Consider the following 16,728-nt stretch of genomic DNA (forward strand, 5'->3'; position numbering starts at 1 on the left):
AGCACGGCAGGACTCCCCGATCAGCCCCGATACGCCTGTGCCACACGTTCCAGCGACAACAAACGCGGCACTACGTCACATACCGCCCTCTGAGCACGGCAGTAGTCATCCGTGACCCGAAGGCGTACGTCACGCCGGACGTGTGGGAGCGGGAGGTAGCCCTCCTCCTCCGCAACCCGGAGAACACACGCGAACTGGCAGAGGCCAAGTTCGGGCAGGCCATCGCCTACCTGGTCACGTGCGGCGAGAACCCGGACCTTCTCCTGGGCCCGTCCAGGCAGGTGGACGAGGCATGGCACTCGTTCATGCTCGACTCGATCCCGTACCACCACTTCACCAACCGGCACTTCGGCCGGTACATCCACCACGTGCCGGAACTTCCAGGGACGGCGGTTGGTGTCCAGTGCGTCAGCGACGAAAAGGCGACGCTGGACGGCCACGACCTCAAGACCGGCGGCCCGCTCGTTCTGGAGCAGACGATCAAGGCCATGAAGGCGGCCGGGTTCGACATCGACGCGGACCTGTGGGGCATGGAGGCCGCGGCCGACTGCAACCAGTGCCACGCCGGGTGTCACGACTCGCCCAAGTAGTAGTGAGCAGCACGTGAGTTGGGGCCTACCCCCGTACGTTGGGGGTGGGCCCCACTTGCCGGAAAGGATCACCGCATGTCATTGGCTGAGTCCTGGGACAGGTACGCGGTCGGGAGCAAGCCACGCAGGACCGTGAACGCCAAGGGTGAGACGACCTGGCTGAACTGGACTCAGTACGCCGATCACGGGCCGAACGAGAGCGTTCTGGGTCCCGTGGCCGGACGCCGGGTGCTGGAACTCGGCTCGGGGAGCGGTAGTAACCTCGCGCACCTCGTGACGCTTGGCGCGACAGGCCAAGGGGTGGACATCGCCCCCGCCCGCGAGACGGTCGCGCGGGAGCGCTGGGGCGATCTGCCGGGCCTTGAGTTCCGTACGGCGGAGGCGACGGCGTTCCTGAACGAGACGGACGAAACATTTGATGTCGTGCTCTCGATCTTTGGTGCCGTGTGGTTCGTCGATCCGGATGCCCTGCTCCCGCTGATCCGCCTGCGTATGGCGCCGGGCGGCATCCTGGCCTTCTCGCATTTGCCTGCAGGCAGTCAGGGGCCCAAGCCTGCCAAAGCCGGACTGCGGCACGACCGCACCCCGGATGTGTGGGGTCGCATTCTGAAGGGGCACGGCTTCTCTGACGTGTGCGTGTCTCTGATCGACCCGCCAGAGGGCAGGGCCGTGGGCACGATGCTTGTCCGTGCCTTGGCGGCCTGACCACGTAGTGTGCGCCCGTCTCGGGCGCTCTCCGACATGACACAGGAGATCCCCACAGGGGCCGACTCATCACTGGGCGGTGCCGATCCGGCCTCACGGGCGATCTGGTCGTTGGGCAGGCTGGTCTGTTCTCAGAGATCTCAACCCAGGAATCTCAACCCAGAGATCTCTACCCAGAGATACAGACGGGGTTCGTTCCCCGAGAGGATGGGACCGCCACCGTCCGCCGGAACACTGAGGGTATGTATCTCACCCTGGTTGTCGCGCTCTGTGCCGTCGTGGCCATCGCAGGCGTCGTGGTGTCGGTCATCCACGAACCTCCGACATGGGCCCTGGTCGTCGCAGTCGTGGTCGGATTCGCCCTGAGTACCGCACTGCTTCGGATGCCGGCCTTCGCCGACATCGCGGCGTCCTCGATCGGTTCCTGGAGCCTGCGCCTCGGCTCCTTCTCCACGGTCGAGGCGCTGCTGAGCCTCACCGTGACCAACCGCGTCCGAACCGCGCAGAGCTGAACCAGCCGGAACCGGCGCCTCTCTAGAACGTGAGCACCCCCCGCGCCACCCGCCCCGCCTCCGCGTCCGCAGTCGCCTTCTCGAAGTCCTCGACCGGGTAGGTCCGCGTGATGAGTTCGTCGAGGAGCAGCCGGCCCTCGCGGTACAGGCCGGCGTACAGGGCGATGTCCCGCTGGGGGCGGGAGGCGCCGTAGCGGCAGCCCAGGATGGACTTGTCCAGGAAGAGGGAGGAAACCAGGAAGGACGCCTCGGCCGTCGCCGGCGGCACTCCCAGCAGCACCGCCTGCCCGTGCCGGTCCAGCAGGTCGACGGCCGCCCGGATCAGCTCCACCCGCCCCACGCACTCGAAGACATGGTCCGCGCCCGTCGGCAGCACGTCCCGCACGCCCTCCGTGGAGGTCAGGAAGTCGGTCGCCCCGAAAAGCCGGGCCACCGCCTCCTTCGCCGGGTTGGCGTCGACGGCGACGATCCGCAGCGCGCCCGCGATCCGCGCGCCCTGCAAAACGTTGAGCCCGACGCCGCCCGTCCCGATGACGACGACGCTCTCGCCGTACCCGACCCGCGCGCGGTTGAGGACGGCGCCCACCCCGGTCAGCACCCCGCACCCGATCAGTGCCGCGGACGGCAGCGGGATGTCCTTCGGTATCCGCACCGCCTGGACAGCCCTGACGACCGTCCGCTCGGCGAAGGCGGAGTTGGAGGCGAACTGGTACACGGCCTGCCCCGCGCGCGTGAACGGCTTCAGCGGCCGCCCGATCGCCTGCCGGCACATCGTCGGCCGCCCCCGGTCGCACTCGGCGCAGGTCCCGCAGCTCGCCAGGGTGGAGAGGGCCACATGGTCGCCGGGGACGACATGGCTGACCCCGGCCCCGACCGCCTCCACCACGCCCGCGCCCTCATGGCCGAGGACGACCGGCGCCGGGAAGGGGATCGTCCCGTCGACCACCGACAGATCGCTGTGGCACAGCCCGGCCGCCGAGATCGCCACGAGCACCTCGCCGGGTCCCGGATCGCGTACGTCGAGATCGTCGACGACCTCCGCCCGCTTCCCGTCGAACAGCACGCCTCGCATCAGACGACCCCCTTGCGCTCTCTTGGCAGGCCGAGCACGCGCTCGGCGATGATCGTGCGCTGGATCTGGTCCGAGCCGCCGTAGATCGTGTCGGCCCGGGAGAACAGGAACAGGTGCTGCGCGTCGTCGAGTTCGTACGGCTTCCCGGGCGTCCAGTCCGACGGGCCCGCGCTCGCCGCCGCGCCCCGCACCTGCACCGCGGCCTCCCCGAGCCGCTGATGCCAGCCCGCCCACAGCAGCTTGGCCACACTGGGCGCCCCCGGCCCGCCGGAACCGCCCAGGGTCCGCAGCGCGTTCCACCGCATGGTCCGCAGCTCGGCCCACAGCCGCACCAGCCGGTCGCGTACGACGGGGTCGTCGGCCGCGCCCGTCTCCACGGCCGTACGGACCACGCGCCCCAACTCCTCGGCGAACCCGATCTGCTGGGCGAGCGTCGACACCCCGCGCTCGAACCCGAGGAGGCTCATCGCGACCCGCCAGCCTCCCCCCACGGCCCCGACGACATGCTCCGCACGCGCCTGTGCCCCGTCGAAGAACACCTCGTTGAACTCGCTGGTGCCGGTCAGCTGCCGGATGGGCCGCACCTCGATCCGGCCCGGCTGGTCCATGGGCACGAGGAGGAAGGACAGCCCGTGGTGGCGGGTCGAGTCGGGGTCGGTACGGGCGAGGACGAAACACCAGTCGGCCTCGTGCGCGAGGGAGGTCCAGATCTTCTGCCCCGTGACGCGGTACGTCCGCCCGTCGGCATCGGCGTCGGCCCGCGTCCGCACTCCGGCGAGGTCGGACCCGGCGCCCGGCTCGCTGTACCCCTGGCACCAGAGTTCGTCGCCGGCGGCAACGGGCGGCAGGAAACGGGACTTCTGCTCGGAGGTGCCATGGGCAAGAAGAGTCGGCGCGAGCAGGTTCTCCCCGATGTGGCCGGACCGGGGCGGTGCACCCGAGCGGGCGTACTCCTCGGCCCAGGCGACCTGCTGAGTGAGACTGGCGGTCCGATTCCCGTACCCCCTCTCCCCCCACCCCAGCCCAACCCACCCGCCGGCACCGAGCGTGCGTTCCCATGAACGGCGATCCCGTTCACCACCGACATGAGCGGCGAGCCAGGCGCGCGCTTCGGCGCGAAACTCTTCGTCCGCCGGATCAAACCCGAAATCCACGTCCACCTCCTTGAGCAAGGCCAAGTGCGATACCCAAGGGGCGCGGGGAACTGCGCGACCAGCCACACACAACCCGCACCCGCCGACGAACAAGAACTCACCCGTTGGGCCGCGCCCCCTCCGCCGCGGCGCGCCGCATCTCCTCCAACCGCTCCAGCATCGGCATCGGATCCACCCCCACCGCCCCCGGCAGCACCTCCGCGATCCGCGAGGGCGTCCAGGAACCCTCCTCGGCATACGCGGCCCGCAGCTCCCGCGGCTGTGCCCACACAGCGATCTTCGCACCGGCGACCGTGTAGACCTGCCCGGTTATCCCCAGCTCCCGCGAGCGGTCCGACAAAAGGAAAATCACCATGGCGGCGACATCCTCGGGCTCCCCGATCTCCGCCAGCTCCATCGGCACCCCCGCCGACATCCGTGTCCGCGCGACCGGCGCGACCGCGTTGGCGGTCACCCCGTACTTGTGCAGACCCAGCGCGGCGCTCCGCACCAGCGAGATGATCCCGCCCTTCGCCGCGCTGTAGTTGGCCTGCGAGACGGACCCCTGGTGGTTGCCGCTGGTGAAGCCGATCAGCGTGCCGGATCCCTGCCGGCGCATGACCGCGGAGGCCGCCCGGAAGACCGTGAAGGTGCCCTTGAGATGGGTGGCGACGACCGGGTCCCACTCCTCCTCGGACATGTTGAACAGCATGCGCTCGCGCAGGATCCCGGCCACGCAGACGACTCCGTCGAGCCGCCCGTAGGCATCCAGGGCGGTGTCCACGACCCGCTGGCCGCCCGCCATCGTGGAGATGTCGTCGGCGACCGCGACGGCCTCGCCGCCCGCCGCCTCGATCTCCTTGACGACGGCCTCGGCGACCTCGCTCGTGGGCGACGCGCCGTCCACGCCCACCCCGTAGTCGTTGACGACGACCCGCGCGCCCTCGGCCGCCGCCGCGAGCGCCACCGCTCGCCCGATGCCCCGTCCCGCCCCGGTGACGGCGACGACCTTGCCGGTCAAGAAGTTCCCCACGCCCGGCCCCTTCCCGCGTTTTCTGACGGACGGTTAGATGATTCGAAGAACGTATCTGACGGACCGTTAGATTTTATGTCCCGCCGGACGGGCGAGGACAAGCCCCGGGGAGGCACCGGATGACACTGCCGGAGGAGTTCCACGACATCGCCAAGCGCGTCAACAACTGGGGGCGCTGGGGGACCGCCGACGAGATCGGCACGCTCAACCTGATCACCGACGGGGTGGTGCGCGGCGCGGCAGCCGAGATCCGCTCGGGGCGCCGGGTGCCGCTCGCGCTCCCCCTGCGCGAGGACGGTGTGCAGACCGGGATGATCCCGGGGCGGGTCAACCCGATGCACACCATGGTGCAGATCAACCAGGAGATCTTCGGCCCCGGCACGGTCGCGTGCAGCGACGACGCCGTGACGATGGGACTGCAGGCGGCCACCCACTGGGACGCGCTGACCCACGTCTCGCACTCGGGAAAGATCTACAACGGCCGCCCGGCGTCCGGGATCACCGCGCACGCGGGCGCCGAGTTCAGCGGGATCGACAAGGCACGGCACATCGTCTCGCGCGGGGTGCTGCTGGACGTGGCACGCGCGCGTGGCGTCGACCGACTGGAGGGCGGGCACCCGGTCACCCCGGGGGACCTGGAGGCGGCGGAGGAACTCGCGGGTACGCGTGTGCGTGCCGGCGACATCGTGCTCGTACGGACGGGGCAGATCCAGCTGTATCTGTCCGGCGACAAGCACGCGTACGCGTTCCCGTCGCCGGGGCTGTCGTTGCGCACACCGGAGTGGTTCCACGCGCGCGATGTGGCGGCCGTCGCCAACGACACCATGACGTTCGAGATCTTCCCGCCGGAGATCGAGGACCTGTGGCTGCCCGTGCACGCCCTCGACCTGGTGGAGATGGGGATGCTGCAGGGCCAGAACTGGAATCTCGAAGAGTTGTCCACAGCCTGTGGAGAAGAAGGCCGCTACGCGTTCCTGCTGTCGGCGATGCCGGAGCCGTTCGTCGGCGGCACGGGAACCCCGGTGGCCCCCGTGGCCATTCTCTGAGCCCCGGGAGCCGGCCCCGGAAGACGTCCGACGGCGGCGCGCTGCTGCCCGCCCCGAGCACGGCACCGCGCGCCGCCATCCGACTCGGCGTACTCTCCCCGGCCCCCCTCCGACCCTGAGGAACACGACGCCGAATCACGACCCACACTCGGCGAGGGCTGCGTCGTCGAAGCCCTCGTCGTCCCCTCGCGGCGAATCGCTGACCACAAGCGTGATCAAACGGACACGCCGCGTCAACACCCGAACGGGGATTTGTTACTTACGCACCATTTGCAACGGGCGCGCACGGAAGCACATCCGGGCGCACCGAGGCCGTGCCACCTGAGGGCGACAGCGCTTTCTGCAACCGTGCACCACAGGTCATCGATGTTCCACACCCGTGCGCGGGTTGAGCAGCCCACCGAACGAACCGTCAATCGCCCCCCGTCGACCGGCCACGTCAACCAGCCACACACTCACACGACCTCGAGCGCGAGCCCCTCGTACGCCGGCTGCGGGCGGACCGGTGGCTTCGGATACACCGGAGGCTTCGGGTACACGGGCTCCGGGTACGCCGTACCCTCCAGGCCGCCCGCCAGGGCCCCGCGCTCGCCTCTTCCGTACTCGCCCGCGTTCTCGCCGCCCACCGCGCCCTCGGCTGGCCCCTCGCAGCGGTCCAGTTCGCACCAGATGCGCTTGCCCCCGCCTTCCACGCTCCAGCCCCAGCGGTCCGCGAGGCAGTCGACGAGGGCCAGGCCCCGCCCGCCGGTGGCGTCGTCGCCCACACAACGGGGCACGGGGGCGCGGTCGCTGGTGTCCGTCACCTCGAGGCGGACCGTGACCGCCCCGTCCGCCGCACCCGGGCCGACGCCCGGCAGCGACAGCCGGACCACGGCCGGACGGCCGGTGTGCACCACGGCGTTGGTGACCAGTTCGGAGACGAGCAGGACCAACGTCTCGGCGAGCGGCTCGTCATCCCCTATGCCGCACCCGGCAAGGCGCGAACGGGCCCACCTCCTGGCGCGCCCCACCTCTGCGGGGTCGGGCCGGATCTCCAGCTGCACTTGAAGCACCTGCACCGCTCACACCATCCGAACCGGCGGACACATGGCCGTGCGCCACGCGAGCCACGCGAGTCGCGTGGGCACCATGACGACGGGGGCCACGATCGTAGCCATTTTCTGCATGGCCAGAACAACGGCCAGAGGCAGCGTGACGGAACGTGAATCCCTTACGAGACAGCTTGGTTGACGTACAGTCACCTCAACAAGCGCTTCGGGCATATTCCAGCGCGAAGGAGTACCCGTGCGGCATACTGTGCGACGCCCGCGCCAGGGAGTCGAACAGGCGGGGGCCTGAAGCCTGTCCGCCCTGCGAGCAGCGGCACGCACCGCCGGTTTCGGCGCCGCCCCAGGGGCACCACCGGCATGGCTCATGCTCGGAACCACTCGCATCCCACAGAAGGTACCGGAGGAGCCGGTCGACTCCGGGCCGTGACGGGTCACGCATCGGACACAACCCGGTATCAACGCTCCGTGAACCCGGATTGCCACAATCCGCGACACCCGTACGGCAGTCCGAGCAACGCACCGGATGTCGGCGCAGGCGGCGGCGCTATCGGCCCGCCGCGGTCAGCAGTTCCCGCGCGAGCAGTTCCTCACTCTCCGTACCACCTCCCGCACGCCGGGTGCGCACCCAGGCGCGTTTCAGCAGCAGATGCACGTCCGCCTCCCAGGTGAACCCCATGCCGCCGTGCACCTGGAGACAGTCGCGGGCACCGCGTACGGCGGCCTCGTCGGCGAGGAGCCGGGCGGCCGCGATGTCGGCCGGGTCGGCGGTGACGGCTGCCGCGTAGACCGCCGCACGGGCCACCTCGACGCGCACCAGCAGCTCCGCGCACAGATGCTTGACGGCCTGGAAGGCGCCGATCGGCTGCCCGAACTGCTCGCGTGCCCGCGCGTGTTGCACGGCCAGCTCACACGCGCGCGTGGCGGTACCGAGCTGCTCGGCGGCGGTGAGGAGAACGGCGACCGGCTCGACAGCGGGAGCAGGGGCGGACCCCCTGGTCCCCCGGGACCCCCTGTACCCCCGGGCCACCCGGTGCAACGGGGTCAACGGATCCACCGACCGCAGCTCCACGGCCTCCACGGCCTCCACGGCCCCCGCGGCGTCCCCGTCCACCACGTCCGCCGCCGCCAGCCACTCCACCAGCCCTCCGGCGTCCACGGTCGTCACCACCGTCTCCCCCTCGGCCGCTCCGGGCACCCGGCCCGCCGCGAGGTGAGTGGCGACCAGGGGCCCCGGCAGGAGTGCCCGGCCCGCCTCCTCGAAGGCCAACACCGCCTCGGGCAGCCCGAGTCCGACCCCGCCCGCCGCCTCCGGCAGCCGCAGGGCGAAGAACCCGGCGGCGCCGAGCTCCCGCCACAGCGCCCGGTCGAGTCCGGGCCGCTCCACGGCCGCCCGCAGCGCGTCCCGGTCGAAGCGCCGGGCGAGCAGGTCGCGTACCCCTTGTCTCAACGCCTTCTGGTCGTCGGTCAGTCGGAAGCGCACGGAGGAGTCTCACCGTCCCTTCGGCAGCCCGAGGATCCGTTCCGCCACGATGTCGCGCTGGATCTGCGAGGTTCCGGCCGCGATGGTGTACGACAGCGAGGAGAGCCGGTCGAGCACCCAGGGCCGGTCGAGATCGAGGGCCGCGTCGCCCAGGACGTCGGCCGCGGTGTCGTACAACTCCTGACGGGCGTGCGAATACCTCAGTTTGAAAACCGAACCCCCCACGCCGGGCACCCCGCCCGCCGAGGCCTCGCTCACGTTCCACTGCGTCAGCCGCCACAGCGCACGGAAGTCGGCCTCCAGGAGGGCGAGCCTGCGCCGCAGGACGGCGTCGTCCCAGCGGCCGTTCGCGCGGGCCTCGCGGGCCAGTTCGCCGAGCACGCGCCGGCAGGCGACGACCTCGCCTACGAACGCGGTGCCGCGCTCGAAGGAGAGCGTGACCATGGTGACCCGCCAGCCGTCGTTCTCGTCCCCGACCCGATTGGCCACCGGCACCCGCACCTCGTCGAGGAACACCTCGGCGAACTCGGCGGACCCGGCGAGCGTCCGCAGCGGCCGTACGGTGATCCCGGGGGCGTCCATGGGCATCGCCAGCCAGGTGATGCCCCGGTGTTTCGCCGCCGTGGGATCGGTCCGCACCAGCAGTTCGCACCAGTCGGCGACTTCGGCGTGGGAGGTCCAGATCTTGGACCCGCTCACCACGTAGTCGTCTCCGTCGCGCCACGCGCGCGTGCGCAGTGCCGCGAGGTCGGAGCCGGCGTCCGGTTCGCTGAAGCCCTGGCACCAGACCTCCTCGCCGCGCAGGATCGGCTCCAGCCAGCGCTGACGCTGGGCGTCCGTGCCCTCGGCGGCGATCGTCGGCCCCGCGTGCAGCAGTCCGACGAAGTTGGCCCCCACATAGGGCGCGCCGGCCTTCTCCGTCTCCTCCAGGAAGATCAGCCGGGTCGTGGGCTCGGCGTCCCAGTGCACGTGCGCGTACCCGGCGTCGTACAGCATGCGCTGCCACCCGAGGTCGTATGCGCGGCGGCCGGGCCAGTCGTCCGGGGACGGCTTCGGGGGGAGCGTGGGCAGCGCCTTGCCGAGCCACTCCCGCAGCCGCGCGCGGAAGTCCTCCTCCTCGGCCGTGTACGTCAGGTCCATTACTTGTCGAGGTCCAGGTCCAGCATGCGGATCGCGTTGCCCCGCATCAGCTTGTAGACCGTCTCGTCGTCGAGGCCCTTGACGTGGTCGAGGGCGACCTCCTTGGTGTGCGGGAAGGTCGAGTCGACGTGCGGGTAGTCGGTCTCGAAGGTGGCGTTGTCGCGGCCGACGACGTCCAGGGAGGCCACCCCGTGCTTGTCGCGGAAGAAGCAGCAGTACATCTGCCGGTAGTAGTACGTCGACGGCGGCTCGGGGATCAGGTCGCGCACCCCGCCCCAGGCCCGGTGCTCCTCCCAGACGTCGTCGGCGCGCTCCAGGGCGTACGGGATCCAGCCCATCTGGCCCTCGGAGTACGCCAGTTTGAGCGCCGGGAACCTCACCAGGACCCCGCTGAACAGGTAGTCCATCATCGAGGCCATGGCGTTGTTGAAGGACAGCGACGCCTGCACGGCGGGGGGCGCGTCGGGCGAGGCGGCCGGCATCTGCGAGGACGAGCCGATGTGCATGTTGACGACGGTCCCGGTCTCCTCGCACACGGCGAAGAACGGGTCCCAGTAGCCGGAGTGGATGGACGGCAGCCCCAGGTGGGTGGGGATCTCGGAGAAGGTGACCGCGCGCACCCCGCGGGCGGCGTTGCGCCGGATCTCCGCGACCGCGAGGTCGATGTCCCACAGCGGGATCAGACAGAGCGGGATGAGGCGTCCGCCGCTGTCGCCGCACCACTCCTCGACCATCCAGTCGTTGTAGGCACGCACGCACGCGTGCGCGACCTCCTTGTCGTGCGCCTCGGCGAAGGTCTGCCCGCAGAAGCGCGGGAAGGAGGGGAAGCAGAGGGACGCCTCGACGTGGTTGAGGTCCATGTCCTCGAGCCGGGCCTTCGGATCCCAGCAGCCGCGCCGCATCTCCTCGCGGGTGATGCCCTCCAGGGTCATCTCGTCCCGGTCGAAGCCGACGGCGGCGATGTTGCGCTTGTACGGGAACTTCAGGTCCTCGTAGATCCACCAGTCGGTGGTCTGGCCGTCGGGGTCCATGGTGATCTGGTACTTCCCGCCGACGTAGGCCAGCTCGCCGATCCCGGCGGTGAGGGGCTGCGGCCCGCGGTCGCGGTACTTCTGCGGCAGCCAGGTCGCGAAGAGGTGCGCGGGTTCGATCACATGGTCGTCGACGCTGATGATGCGGGGCAGTTCGGTGGCCATGGGTTCCCCTCCGCCGGACGGTACTTATCTGATGACCCGTCAGATAGCATGGCACCTGACGAGTCGTCAGCCAAGCTGGGGGCACACATGAACGACACCCCGCACTCCCTGAGCTCCTCCCGCACCCTGTGGGAACTGGTCGCCCGCCGCGCCGACCTCACCCCCGACCGGCCCGTCCTCCTCCAGGGCGACCGCACGCTGACCTTCGACGGACTACGCGCGCGTGCCGAACGGACGGCGGCCGGGCTGTACGGCATGGGCGTACGCCCCGGCACGGTCGTCGCCTGGCAGCTGCCCACCCGGATCGAGACGGCCGTGCTGTCCTTCGCGCTGGCCCGCCTGGGCGCCGTGCAGAGCCCCGTCATCCCGTTCTACCGGGACCGCGAGGTCGGCTTCGCGCTGCGGGAGTCACGGGCGGAGTTCTTCGCCGTACCGGGCGTCTGGCGCGGTTTCGACCACGGTGAGATGGCCCTGCGGCTCGGCGCGAAGGGCGTGTTCGACGCTTACGACGACCTGCCCGAGGGCGACCCGGCGGTGCTGCCCCCGCCGCCCTCCGACGGCACGTCCGTCCGCTGGATCTACTGGACCTCCGGGACGACCTCCGACCCCAAGGGCGTCCTGCACACCGACCGCTCCCTCATCGCGGGCGGCTCCTGCCTCGCGCACGCGCTGAAGCTGACCGCCGACGACGTGGGCTCGATGGCCTTCCCGTACGCGCACATCGCGGGGCCCGACTACACGGTCATGCTCCTGCTGTACGGCTTCCCCGCGGTGATGTTCGAGCAGTTCGCGCTGCCGGAGGCCCTCGCGGAGTACCGCCGGCACGGGGTGACCGTGGCGGGCGGGTCGACGGCGTTCTACTCGATGTTCCTGGCCGAGCAGCGCAAACAGCCGGGCGACCCGGTGATCCCCTCGCTGCGGCTGCTCGCCGGGGGCGGGGCGCCCAAGCCGCCCGAGGTGTATCACGCGGTCGTGCGCGAGATGGGCGTGCAGCTCACCCACGGCTACGGCATGACCGAGGTGCCGATGATCACCATGGGCTCGCCGGACGACACCGTGGAGAACCTCGCGACGACCGAGGGCCGGCCGCCCGAGGGGATGGAGATACGGATCGCGCGGGGCGGGGAGGTGCGGCTGCGCGGCGAGGCCGTGTGCCGGGGCTACCTGGACCCGGCGCAGACCGCGGAGGCCTTCGACGAGGACGGGTTCCTGCGCACCGGGGATCTCGGGCGGGTGACCGCGAGCGGGCATCTGGTGCTCACCGGGCGGCTGAAGGACGTCATCATCCGCAAGGGCGAGAACATCTCAGCCAAGGAGATCGAGGACCTGCTGGCCGCCCGCCCGGACGTCGCGGACGTGGCCGTGATCGGGCTGCCGGACGCCGAGCGCGGGGAACGGGTGTGCGCGGTGGTGGAACGGGCGGCGGGGGCGCAGGATCCGACGCTGGAGGCGCTGACGTCGTATCTGCGCGCGGCGGGGCTGTCCGTGCACAAGCTGCCGGAGCAGCTGGAGGTGGTGGACGCCCTGCCGCGCAACGACACGCTCCGCAAGGTCCTCAAGTACAAGCTGCGCGAGCGCTACTCGGAGACGGTGAAGTAGCGCGCGACCGCGGGGACGACGTCGGGCTCGCCGACCTTGCCGTCGGTGTCCGTGTCGAGGGCGCCGGCGACCGTGCGGGCGAGGTCCTCGGGGACGCCCAGGACGTGCAGCACGCGCGCGGTGTCCTCGACCGTGACCAGGCCGTCGCCGTCGGCGTCCGCGATGTCCAGCGCGGCGTGCAGGAAGGGGCGGGCGATCTCGGCGAAGCGGCCGGGGTTGTCGTGCAGGCGCTTGACCGCGCCGCCCACGAACTCGTCCCGGGTGATGCGCTGGTCGCCGTCCCGGTCCGCGATGCCCGCCATGCCCTGCCAGAAGGCCTCCGCGCCCGCGTACAGCGCCTGGCCCTTGTCGGACCGGGCCGCCGTGCCGAACTCGGCCAGCAGCGCCTTGGCGGCCGCGCCGAAGTCCTCGCGGTCGATGTAGCCGTTGCCGTCCTGGTCGAAGATGGCGAACCGGTCGGCGATCCTGCGTTCGTACTCGCTGCTGACCATGTCTCCTCCGGGCCGCCGTACGTCCTGATGGGGGGATGCTTCTGTGACTGCTTCTGTGGCTGCAGCTGTGACTGCTTCCGGCAGGGAGCGTACGACGCCGACGGTGGCGCGGCAGCGGAAGAGCGGGGTCTGTGCCCGGACCGGGGGAATTTCGGGACACCCTTGTGGCAGAGCGACGATGTGATCAACTGTTCGGCGTGGAGGCAGTGGCGGCAAGTGTCATAGCGGTGCTGGGGACCCTGCTGGGCGCGGGGCTGACCCACCGGTTCCAGGTACGGGCGGTGGAGCGCACCGAGCGGTTCACCCGCGACGAGAGGCTGCGTCAGGAGCGCATGGACGCCTACGGCTCGTACGCCGGGGCGCTCGTGAACTACCGGCGCGCGCTGGTGCACCGCTGGTTCCGTGAGCACGAGGGCGGCTCCCCCGAGGAGGTCACGGAGAACCGCATGGCGGGCTACGAGCTGCGGTCCGTCGCCCAGGAGGCGCTGTTCCGGGTGCAGATGCTGTCGCCGGACGAGGCGCTCGTGCAGCGGGCCTGGGAGGTGCTCCTGGAGGTCGACCGGGTGCACAAGGCCCCGGACCGTGAGGCCTTCGACGGGCGCCGGGACCTCACCCGGGAGCTGATCAAGGACTTCGTGGCCACCGCCAAGGGCACGCTCGGACTGAGCTGAGAGCGTCTCTGCTCGGCTTGGGTATCCCTAGGGCAACCTAGGGATCGGGCATAGCGATATGCCCGATGTATGCCGAACGCCTTCGCGCCCTGGTGTCGGTCGCCGAAGCGATCGACCCGCGTGGCACGTCCCTCCGGACGCTGGTCGGTCCAGCTTGCACGGCTATAGGACCGAGGAGGGTGCCCGACGTCGCCTGGGCGCCGGGCGTGCACGTTACAGTCTGGCACGGGATCGCTACGGAACGCTAATCCGACTGGTGAGCCTGTGTCGTATCCCCGGCCGCGCCCGTCACGCCGACAGCGGCTTCGGGCCGTCCTCGGCCACGGCTTCCGCGAGGTCGCCGTAGACGTCGAAGAGGCGCCGGACGCCGAGTGCGCCCAGAACGCGGTTGACGTGGGAGTCCTCCGCGGCACCGCGCGCGGGCAGGATCAGCCGCAGCCGGCCCCGGCACGAACGGATCAGCCTGCGGGCCGCTATGAGCACACCGACACCGCTGGAGTCGCAGAAGTACACCTCGGACAGATCCAGGACGAGACTGTGGCGGCCCTCGGCCACCTCGTCGTGCACCCGCTGCCGCAGCATCGGCGACGTCACCAGGTCCAGCTCGCCCGACACATGGAGCACGGCCCAACCGCCCCGCTCGCCGCCGGTCACTTTGAAGGCCACCACCACGCCTTTCCCTCGCCGTAAAACGGAAGCCGTCCCTACGCTTCCTTGCAGCGCGGCTGCCCAGCGGCGTTGCCCCGAAACACCTGGCGAAAAACAGGTACACGACAGAAGAGGCTTGATTCCGTCGTATCCAGTCCTGTTCGATCCGCATCAGTCAGAAACAGAACACACTTGATCGAGATTGGTCGGCATGAGTCTGGGTAGGCGCGGCCGCATACCATCGCCCGGCCGATCAGGGGCGCACATTGAAACAAAGGGGCGTGCGTTGTCGTACGTGCCGACTACATTCGAGGTGACGGTGGACGCAGGCTGGGCCGAGGCACGGGCACAGGTGAGGGGGCCGCATGGCGAAGAAGGACGCACCGCCCCGCTGGGACCGCAAGATGCAGCAGCGACTCGCGCGCGGTGAGGCGGCCGCCCTCGGTGAGCTCTACGACCGGTTCGCTTCGCTCGTGCACGGCCTCGCCCATCGTGTGCTCGAAGACGAACACGCGGCCGACTGCGTCACCCGTGAGGTGTTCGTCCACGTCTGGCAGCACCCCGACGCCTACGACCCCCAGCAGAGCCCCCTGCGCACCTGGATCGCCGCGCTGACCCACCGGCTCGCAGTGCAGCGGCTGCGCGCCACCGAGACCGCCGCGCTGGCCGAGGGCGGCCCCGGCACCGCCGAGGACCTGGAGCGGAAGGTGCGGCACGCCTCGGTCGCCGCCCGCGCCGACTACATAGTGCAGGCCATGCCCGCCCCGCTGCGCGCCGCCCTGGAGTTGGCCTACTTCCAGCGCCGCGACTACCGCCAGACCGCGGCCGACCTCGGCGTCACCGAGGACGAGGCCCGCCGCCGGCTCCGCCTCGGCCTGCAACTGCTCTCCACCGCCCACGACGCACCGTCCCCCGGGGCCCCGCCCGAATACGGGGGTGCGGCGTGAGCGGCACGGACGGATTCGAGGCCTACGACGGCGAGAGCGAGGACGACGGCGGCAGCGGCGAGGACGGCGGCGGCACCCGTCGTCCGGCCCGCATCCCGGTCCCCCGTATCTCCCTCGAGGACACCGGCCTGGCGCTGCCCGCGCTGGAGGCGCTCGCCGTCGCGGAACCGCTCCGGCTGGAGCACCCCGTGCTGAAGTCCCTGCTGGGCGCGTGGGCGCTGGCGGCCTGCTCGGCCGAGGAGACGGCGGCCGTCGAGGACCACCTCGGCGGCTGCGGCCCCTGCGCGGACGAGGCCCGGCGACTGCGCGAGGCGGTCGGACTGCTCCAGCGCCCCGAGAGCCTCGACCTCGACCCCGGGCTGCGCACCCGCGTCCTGGAGTCCTGCCTGGACGGCCGCCCACCGCGCATACCGGTACCGGCGTGGACGGCCTCGTACGACGCCGAGACCGCGCGACTGGACGCCCTGCTCCAGGACTTCGGCGACGCCGAGTGGCACGCGCCCGTACGGCTGCGCTGGTTCCGCGGCGACAGCGAGGCGACCCGCCGCACCACCGTCGCCGGGGTGATCGCCCATCTCCTCGCCGTGGACGGCCTGGTCGGGGTGGCCCTCGGCCTGGAGGACCCGCTCGGCGACGACGCCAAGGCGGACACCGACCGCGTCCGCGGCCCCGCCGAACGCACCGAGGCGTTCTGGGAGGCCTCGCACTTCCCGCCCACCCGCTCGGTGCGCGGGCCCTGGCGCGAACAGAGCCACGCGCTCGTGCGCACGGTCTCCTTCACGGGTGGGGGAGGCCCCGGCACCCTGCCTGTCTCGTACGGCGACTTCGAGCTGCCCCTGCGGGACGCGATGCTGGACCGGGCGTTCGAGTGCTGGGTGCACGCGGAGGACATCGCGGAGGCGGTCGACTATCCGTACGCGCCGCCCGCGCCCCGCCATCTCCGCGGCATGATCGACCTGGCGGCGCGGATGCTGCCGCGGGTGCTCGCCGCGCGCCGGCGCGCGGGGCTGGCCGCGCCCGCGCCGAGCGCCGCCCGCCATCTGGTGAGCGCGGGCAGCCCCGGCCGCAGCCTGCGGCTGGAGATCGAGGGCGACGGCGGGGGCCAGTGGCTGATCCCCCTGGACTCCCCCGGAGCGGTGGGCTCCGCCGACTACGAGGTGGCCCACGTGGCGCTGGACGACGTGGAGTTCTGCCGGCTGGCGGCGGGTCATGTGCGACCGGAGGAGGCGGCGGCGGGGCAGCTGGGGGACCGGGAGGCGATCAGGGACGTGCTGTTCGCCGCGGCGTCGATGAGCCGGATGTAGCCGGAGGTGGGGGCGGGTTGCGGTGCGTTGGCGAGTGCGGGTGCGTGGGGGCGTTCGCGCAGTTCCCCGCGCCCCTTGAACGGCGGCTGCGGGCCGTCTGTGGCTGGTCGCG

The 16,728-nt window shown here is 71.1% G+C and carries 17 protein-coding genes; 8 read left to right on the forward strand and 9 right to left on the reverse strand.

Going from position 1 to position 16,728, the window contains the following annotated elements; all coding sequences use genetic code 11:
- The 3 genes from ACLZN2_RS49090 to ACLZN2_RS49100 form a co-directional block, all read left to right on the forward strand.
- Positions 1 to 590, forward strand: a 590-nt coding sequence (locus ACLZN2_RS49090) for a glycine-rich domain-containing protein (protein WP_416986578.1), incomplete at its 5' end; no start/stop codon positions are given.
- A gap of 75 nt (positions 591 to 665) precedes the next feature.
- Complete coding sequence (locus tag ACLZN2_RS49095) at positions 666 to 1,295, forward strand: class I SAM-dependent methyltransferase (RefSeq protein WP_416986579.1); 630 nt, start codon at positions 666 to 668, stop codon at positions 1,293 to 1,295.
- Between the two features lie 242 nt (positions 1,296 to 1,537).
- Positions 1,538 to 1,807, forward strand: coding sequence for a hypothetical protein (locus ACLZN2_RS49100; protein ID WP_416986581.1), 270 nt, complete (start codon positions 1,538 to 1,540; stop codon positions 1,805 to 1,807).
- 22 nt (positions 1,808 to 1,829) lie between these two features.
- On the opposite strand, the gene ACLZN2_RS49105 is transcribed toward ACLZN2_RS49100, so the two are convergent.
- The 3 genes from ACLZN2_RS49105 to ACLZN2_RS49115 form a co-directional block, all read right to left on the reverse strand.
- Positions 1,830 to 2,879, reverse strand: coding sequence for a Zn-dependent alcohol dehydrogenase (locus tag ACLZN2_RS49105; protein WP_416986582.1), 1,050 nt, complete (start codon positions 2,877 to 2,879; stop codon positions 1,830 to 1,832).
- A complete protein-coding gene (locus ACLZN2_RS49110; protein ID WP_416986584.1) occupies positions 2,879 to 4,033 on the reverse strand; it encodes an acyl-CoA dehydrogenase family protein in 1,155 nt (384 codons plus the stop codon). The genes ACLZN2_RS49105 and ACLZN2_RS49110 overlap by 1 nt, the downstream gene beginning before the upstream one ends.
- A gap of 97 nt (positions 4,034 to 4,130) precedes the next feature.
- Positions 4,131 to 5,045: an SDR family NAD(P)-dependent oxidoreductase gene (locus tag ACLZN2_RS49115; RefSeq protein ID WP_416986585.1), complete on the reverse strand. Its 915-nt coding sequence runs from the start codon at positions 5,043 to 5,045 to the stop codon at positions 4,131 to 4,133.
- A gap of 119 nt (positions 5,046 to 5,164) precedes the next feature.
- Here ACLZN2_RS49115 and ACLZN2_RS49120 point away from each other — a divergent pair, with 119 nt between their 5' ends.
- A complete protein-coding gene (locus ACLZN2_RS49120) occupies positions 5,165 to 6,091 on the forward strand; it encodes a cyclase family protein (RefSeq protein ID WP_416986587.1) in 927 nt (308 codons plus the stop codon).
- Between the two features lie 455 nt (positions 6,092 to 6,546).
- On the opposite strand, the gene ACLZN2_RS49125 is transcribed toward ACLZN2_RS49120, so the two are convergent.
- The 4 genes from ACLZN2_RS49125 to ACLZN2_RS49140 all read right to left on the reverse strand — a co-directional run bounded on the left by ACLZN2_RS49125 (position 6,547) and on the right by ACLZN2_RS49140 (position 10,956).
- Positions 6,547 to 7,134 carry an ATP-binding protein gene (locus ACLZN2_RS49125; protein WP_416986603.1) on the reverse strand — a complete coding sequence of 196 codons (588 nt, stop codon included), beginning with the start codon at positions 7,132 to 7,134 and terminating at the stop codon, positions 6,547 to 6,549.
- A gap of 550 nt (positions 7,135 to 7,684) precedes the next feature.
- Positions 7,685 to 8,620, reverse strand: a complete 936-nt coding sequence (locus ACLZN2_RS49130) for an acyl-CoA dehydrogenase family protein (RefSeq protein ID WP_416986589.1) — start codon at positions 8,618 to 8,620, stop codon at positions 7,685 to 7,687.
- A 9-nt stretch (positions 8,621 to 8,629) separates the two neighbouring features.
- On the reverse strand, positions 8,630 to 9,760 hold the full coding sequence (locus tag ACLZN2_RS49135; protein WP_416986591.1) for an acyl-CoA dehydrogenase family protein: 1,131 nt from the start codon (positions 9,758 to 9,760) through the stop codon (positions 8,630 to 8,632).
- Positions 9,760 to 10,956: an amidohydrolase family protein gene (locus ACLZN2_RS49140; protein WP_416986592.1), complete on the reverse strand. Its 1,197-nt coding sequence runs from the start codon at positions 10,954 to 10,956 to the stop codon at positions 9,760 to 9,762. Before ACLZN2_RS49140 ends, ACLZN2_RS49135 begins: the two co-directional genes overlap by 1 nt.
- A gap of 87 nt (positions 10,957 to 11,043) precedes the next feature.
- On the opposite strand from ACLZN2_RS49140, the gene ACLZN2_RS49145 reads away from it, so the two are divergent.
- Positions 11,044 to 12,555 (forward strand): class I adenylate-forming enzyme family protein, encoded by a 1,512-nt coding sequence (locus ACLZN2_RS49145; RefSeq protein WP_416986594.1) that lies wholly within the window; start codon positions 11,044 to 11,046, stop codon positions 12,553 to 12,555.
- Here ACLZN2_RS49145 and ACLZN2_RS49150 read toward each other — a convergent pair.
- Entirely contained in the window at positions 12,534 to 13,046 is a 513-nt protein-coding gene (locus ACLZN2_RS49150; protein WP_416986595.1) for an EF-hand domain-containing protein, read from the reverse strand. The genes ACLZN2_RS49145 and ACLZN2_RS49150 overlap by 22 nt on opposite strands.
- Positions 13,047 to 13,252: 206 nt before the next feature.
- On the opposite strand from ACLZN2_RS49150, the gene ACLZN2_RS49155 reads away from it, so the two are divergent.
- Positions 13,253 to 13,717: a hypothetical protein gene (locus ACLZN2_RS49155; RefSeq protein ID WP_416986597.1), complete on the forward strand. Its 465-nt coding sequence runs from the start codon at positions 13,253 to 13,255 to the stop codon at positions 13,715 to 13,717.
- A gap of 288 nt (positions 13,718 to 14,005) precedes the next feature.
- Here the strand turns inward: ACLZN2_RS49155 and ACLZN2_RS49160 are convergent, their stop codons facing one another.
- Positions 14,006 to 14,389, reverse strand: coding sequence for an STAS domain-containing protein (locus ACLZN2_RS49160; protein WP_416986599.1), 384 nt, complete (start codon positions 14,387 to 14,389; stop codon positions 14,006 to 14,008).
- Between the two features lie 341 nt (positions 14,390 to 14,730).
- Between ACLZN2_RS49160 and ACLZN2_RS49165 the strand changes: the two genes are divergently transcribed.
- The gene (locus ACLZN2_RS49165; RefSeq protein WP_416986600.1) at positions 14,731 to 15,312 is read left to right on the forward strand and encodes an RNA polymerase sigma factor; all 582 of its coding nucleotides are present in this window, start codon (positions 14,731 to 14,733) and stop codon (positions 15,310 to 15,312) included.
- A complete protein-coding gene (locus ACLZN2_RS49170) occupies positions 15,309 to 16,616 on the forward strand; it encodes a zf-HC2 domain-containing protein (RefSeq protein ID WP_416986601.1) in 1,308 nt (435 codons plus the stop codon). Before ACLZN2_RS49165 ends, ACLZN2_RS49170 begins: the two co-directional genes overlap by 4 nt.
- Positions 16,617 to 16,728 lie beyond the last annotated feature (112 nt).

Origin of the sequence: Streptomyces sp. T028 (assembly GCF_048159505.1) — a bacterium.
In the GTDB taxonomy this organism is placed as follows: Bacteria; Actinomycetota; Actinomycetes; order Streptomycetales; family Streptomycetaceae; genus Streptomyces.

Bases quoted from the DNA above. Each gene is read 5' to 3' on its own strand.
- ACLZN2_RS49095 (WP_416986579.1), top strand. From the start codon at position 666: ATGTCATTGGCTGAGTCCTGGGACAGGTACGCGGTCGGGAGCAAGCCA.
- ACLZN2_RS49100 (WP_416986581.1), top strand. From the start codon at position 1,538: ATGTATCTCACCCTGGTTGTCGCGCTCTGTGCCGTCGTGGCCATCGCA.
- ACLZN2_RS49105 (WP_416986582.1), bottom strand. From the start codon at position 2,879: ATGCGAGGCGTGCTGTTCGACGGGAAGCGGGCGGAGGTCGTCGACGAT.
- ACLZN2_RS49120 (WP_416986587.1), top strand. From the start codon at position 5,165: ATGACACTGCCGGAGGAGTTCCACGACATCGCCAAGCGCGTCAACAAC.
- ACLZN2_RS49135 (WP_416986591.1), bottom strand. From the start codon at position 9,760: ATGGACCTGACGTACACGGCCGAGGAGGAGGACTTCCGCGCGCGGCTG.
- ACLZN2_RS49140 (WP_416986592.1), bottom strand. From the start codon at position 10,956: ATGGCCACCGAACTGCCCCGCATCATCAGCGTCGACGACCATGTGATC.
- ACLZN2_RS49145 (WP_416986594.1), top strand. From the start codon at position 11,044: ATGAACGACACCCCGCACTCCCTGAGCTCCTCCCGCACCCTGTGGGAA.
- ACLZN2_RS49150 (WP_416986595.1), bottom strand. From the start codon at position 13,046: ATGGTCAGCAGCGAGTACGAACGCAGGATCGCCGACCGGTTCGCCATC.
- ACLZN2_RS49165 (WP_416986600.1), top strand. From the start codon at position 14,731: ATGGCGAAGAAGGACGCACCGCCCCGCTGGGACCGCAAGATGCAGCAG.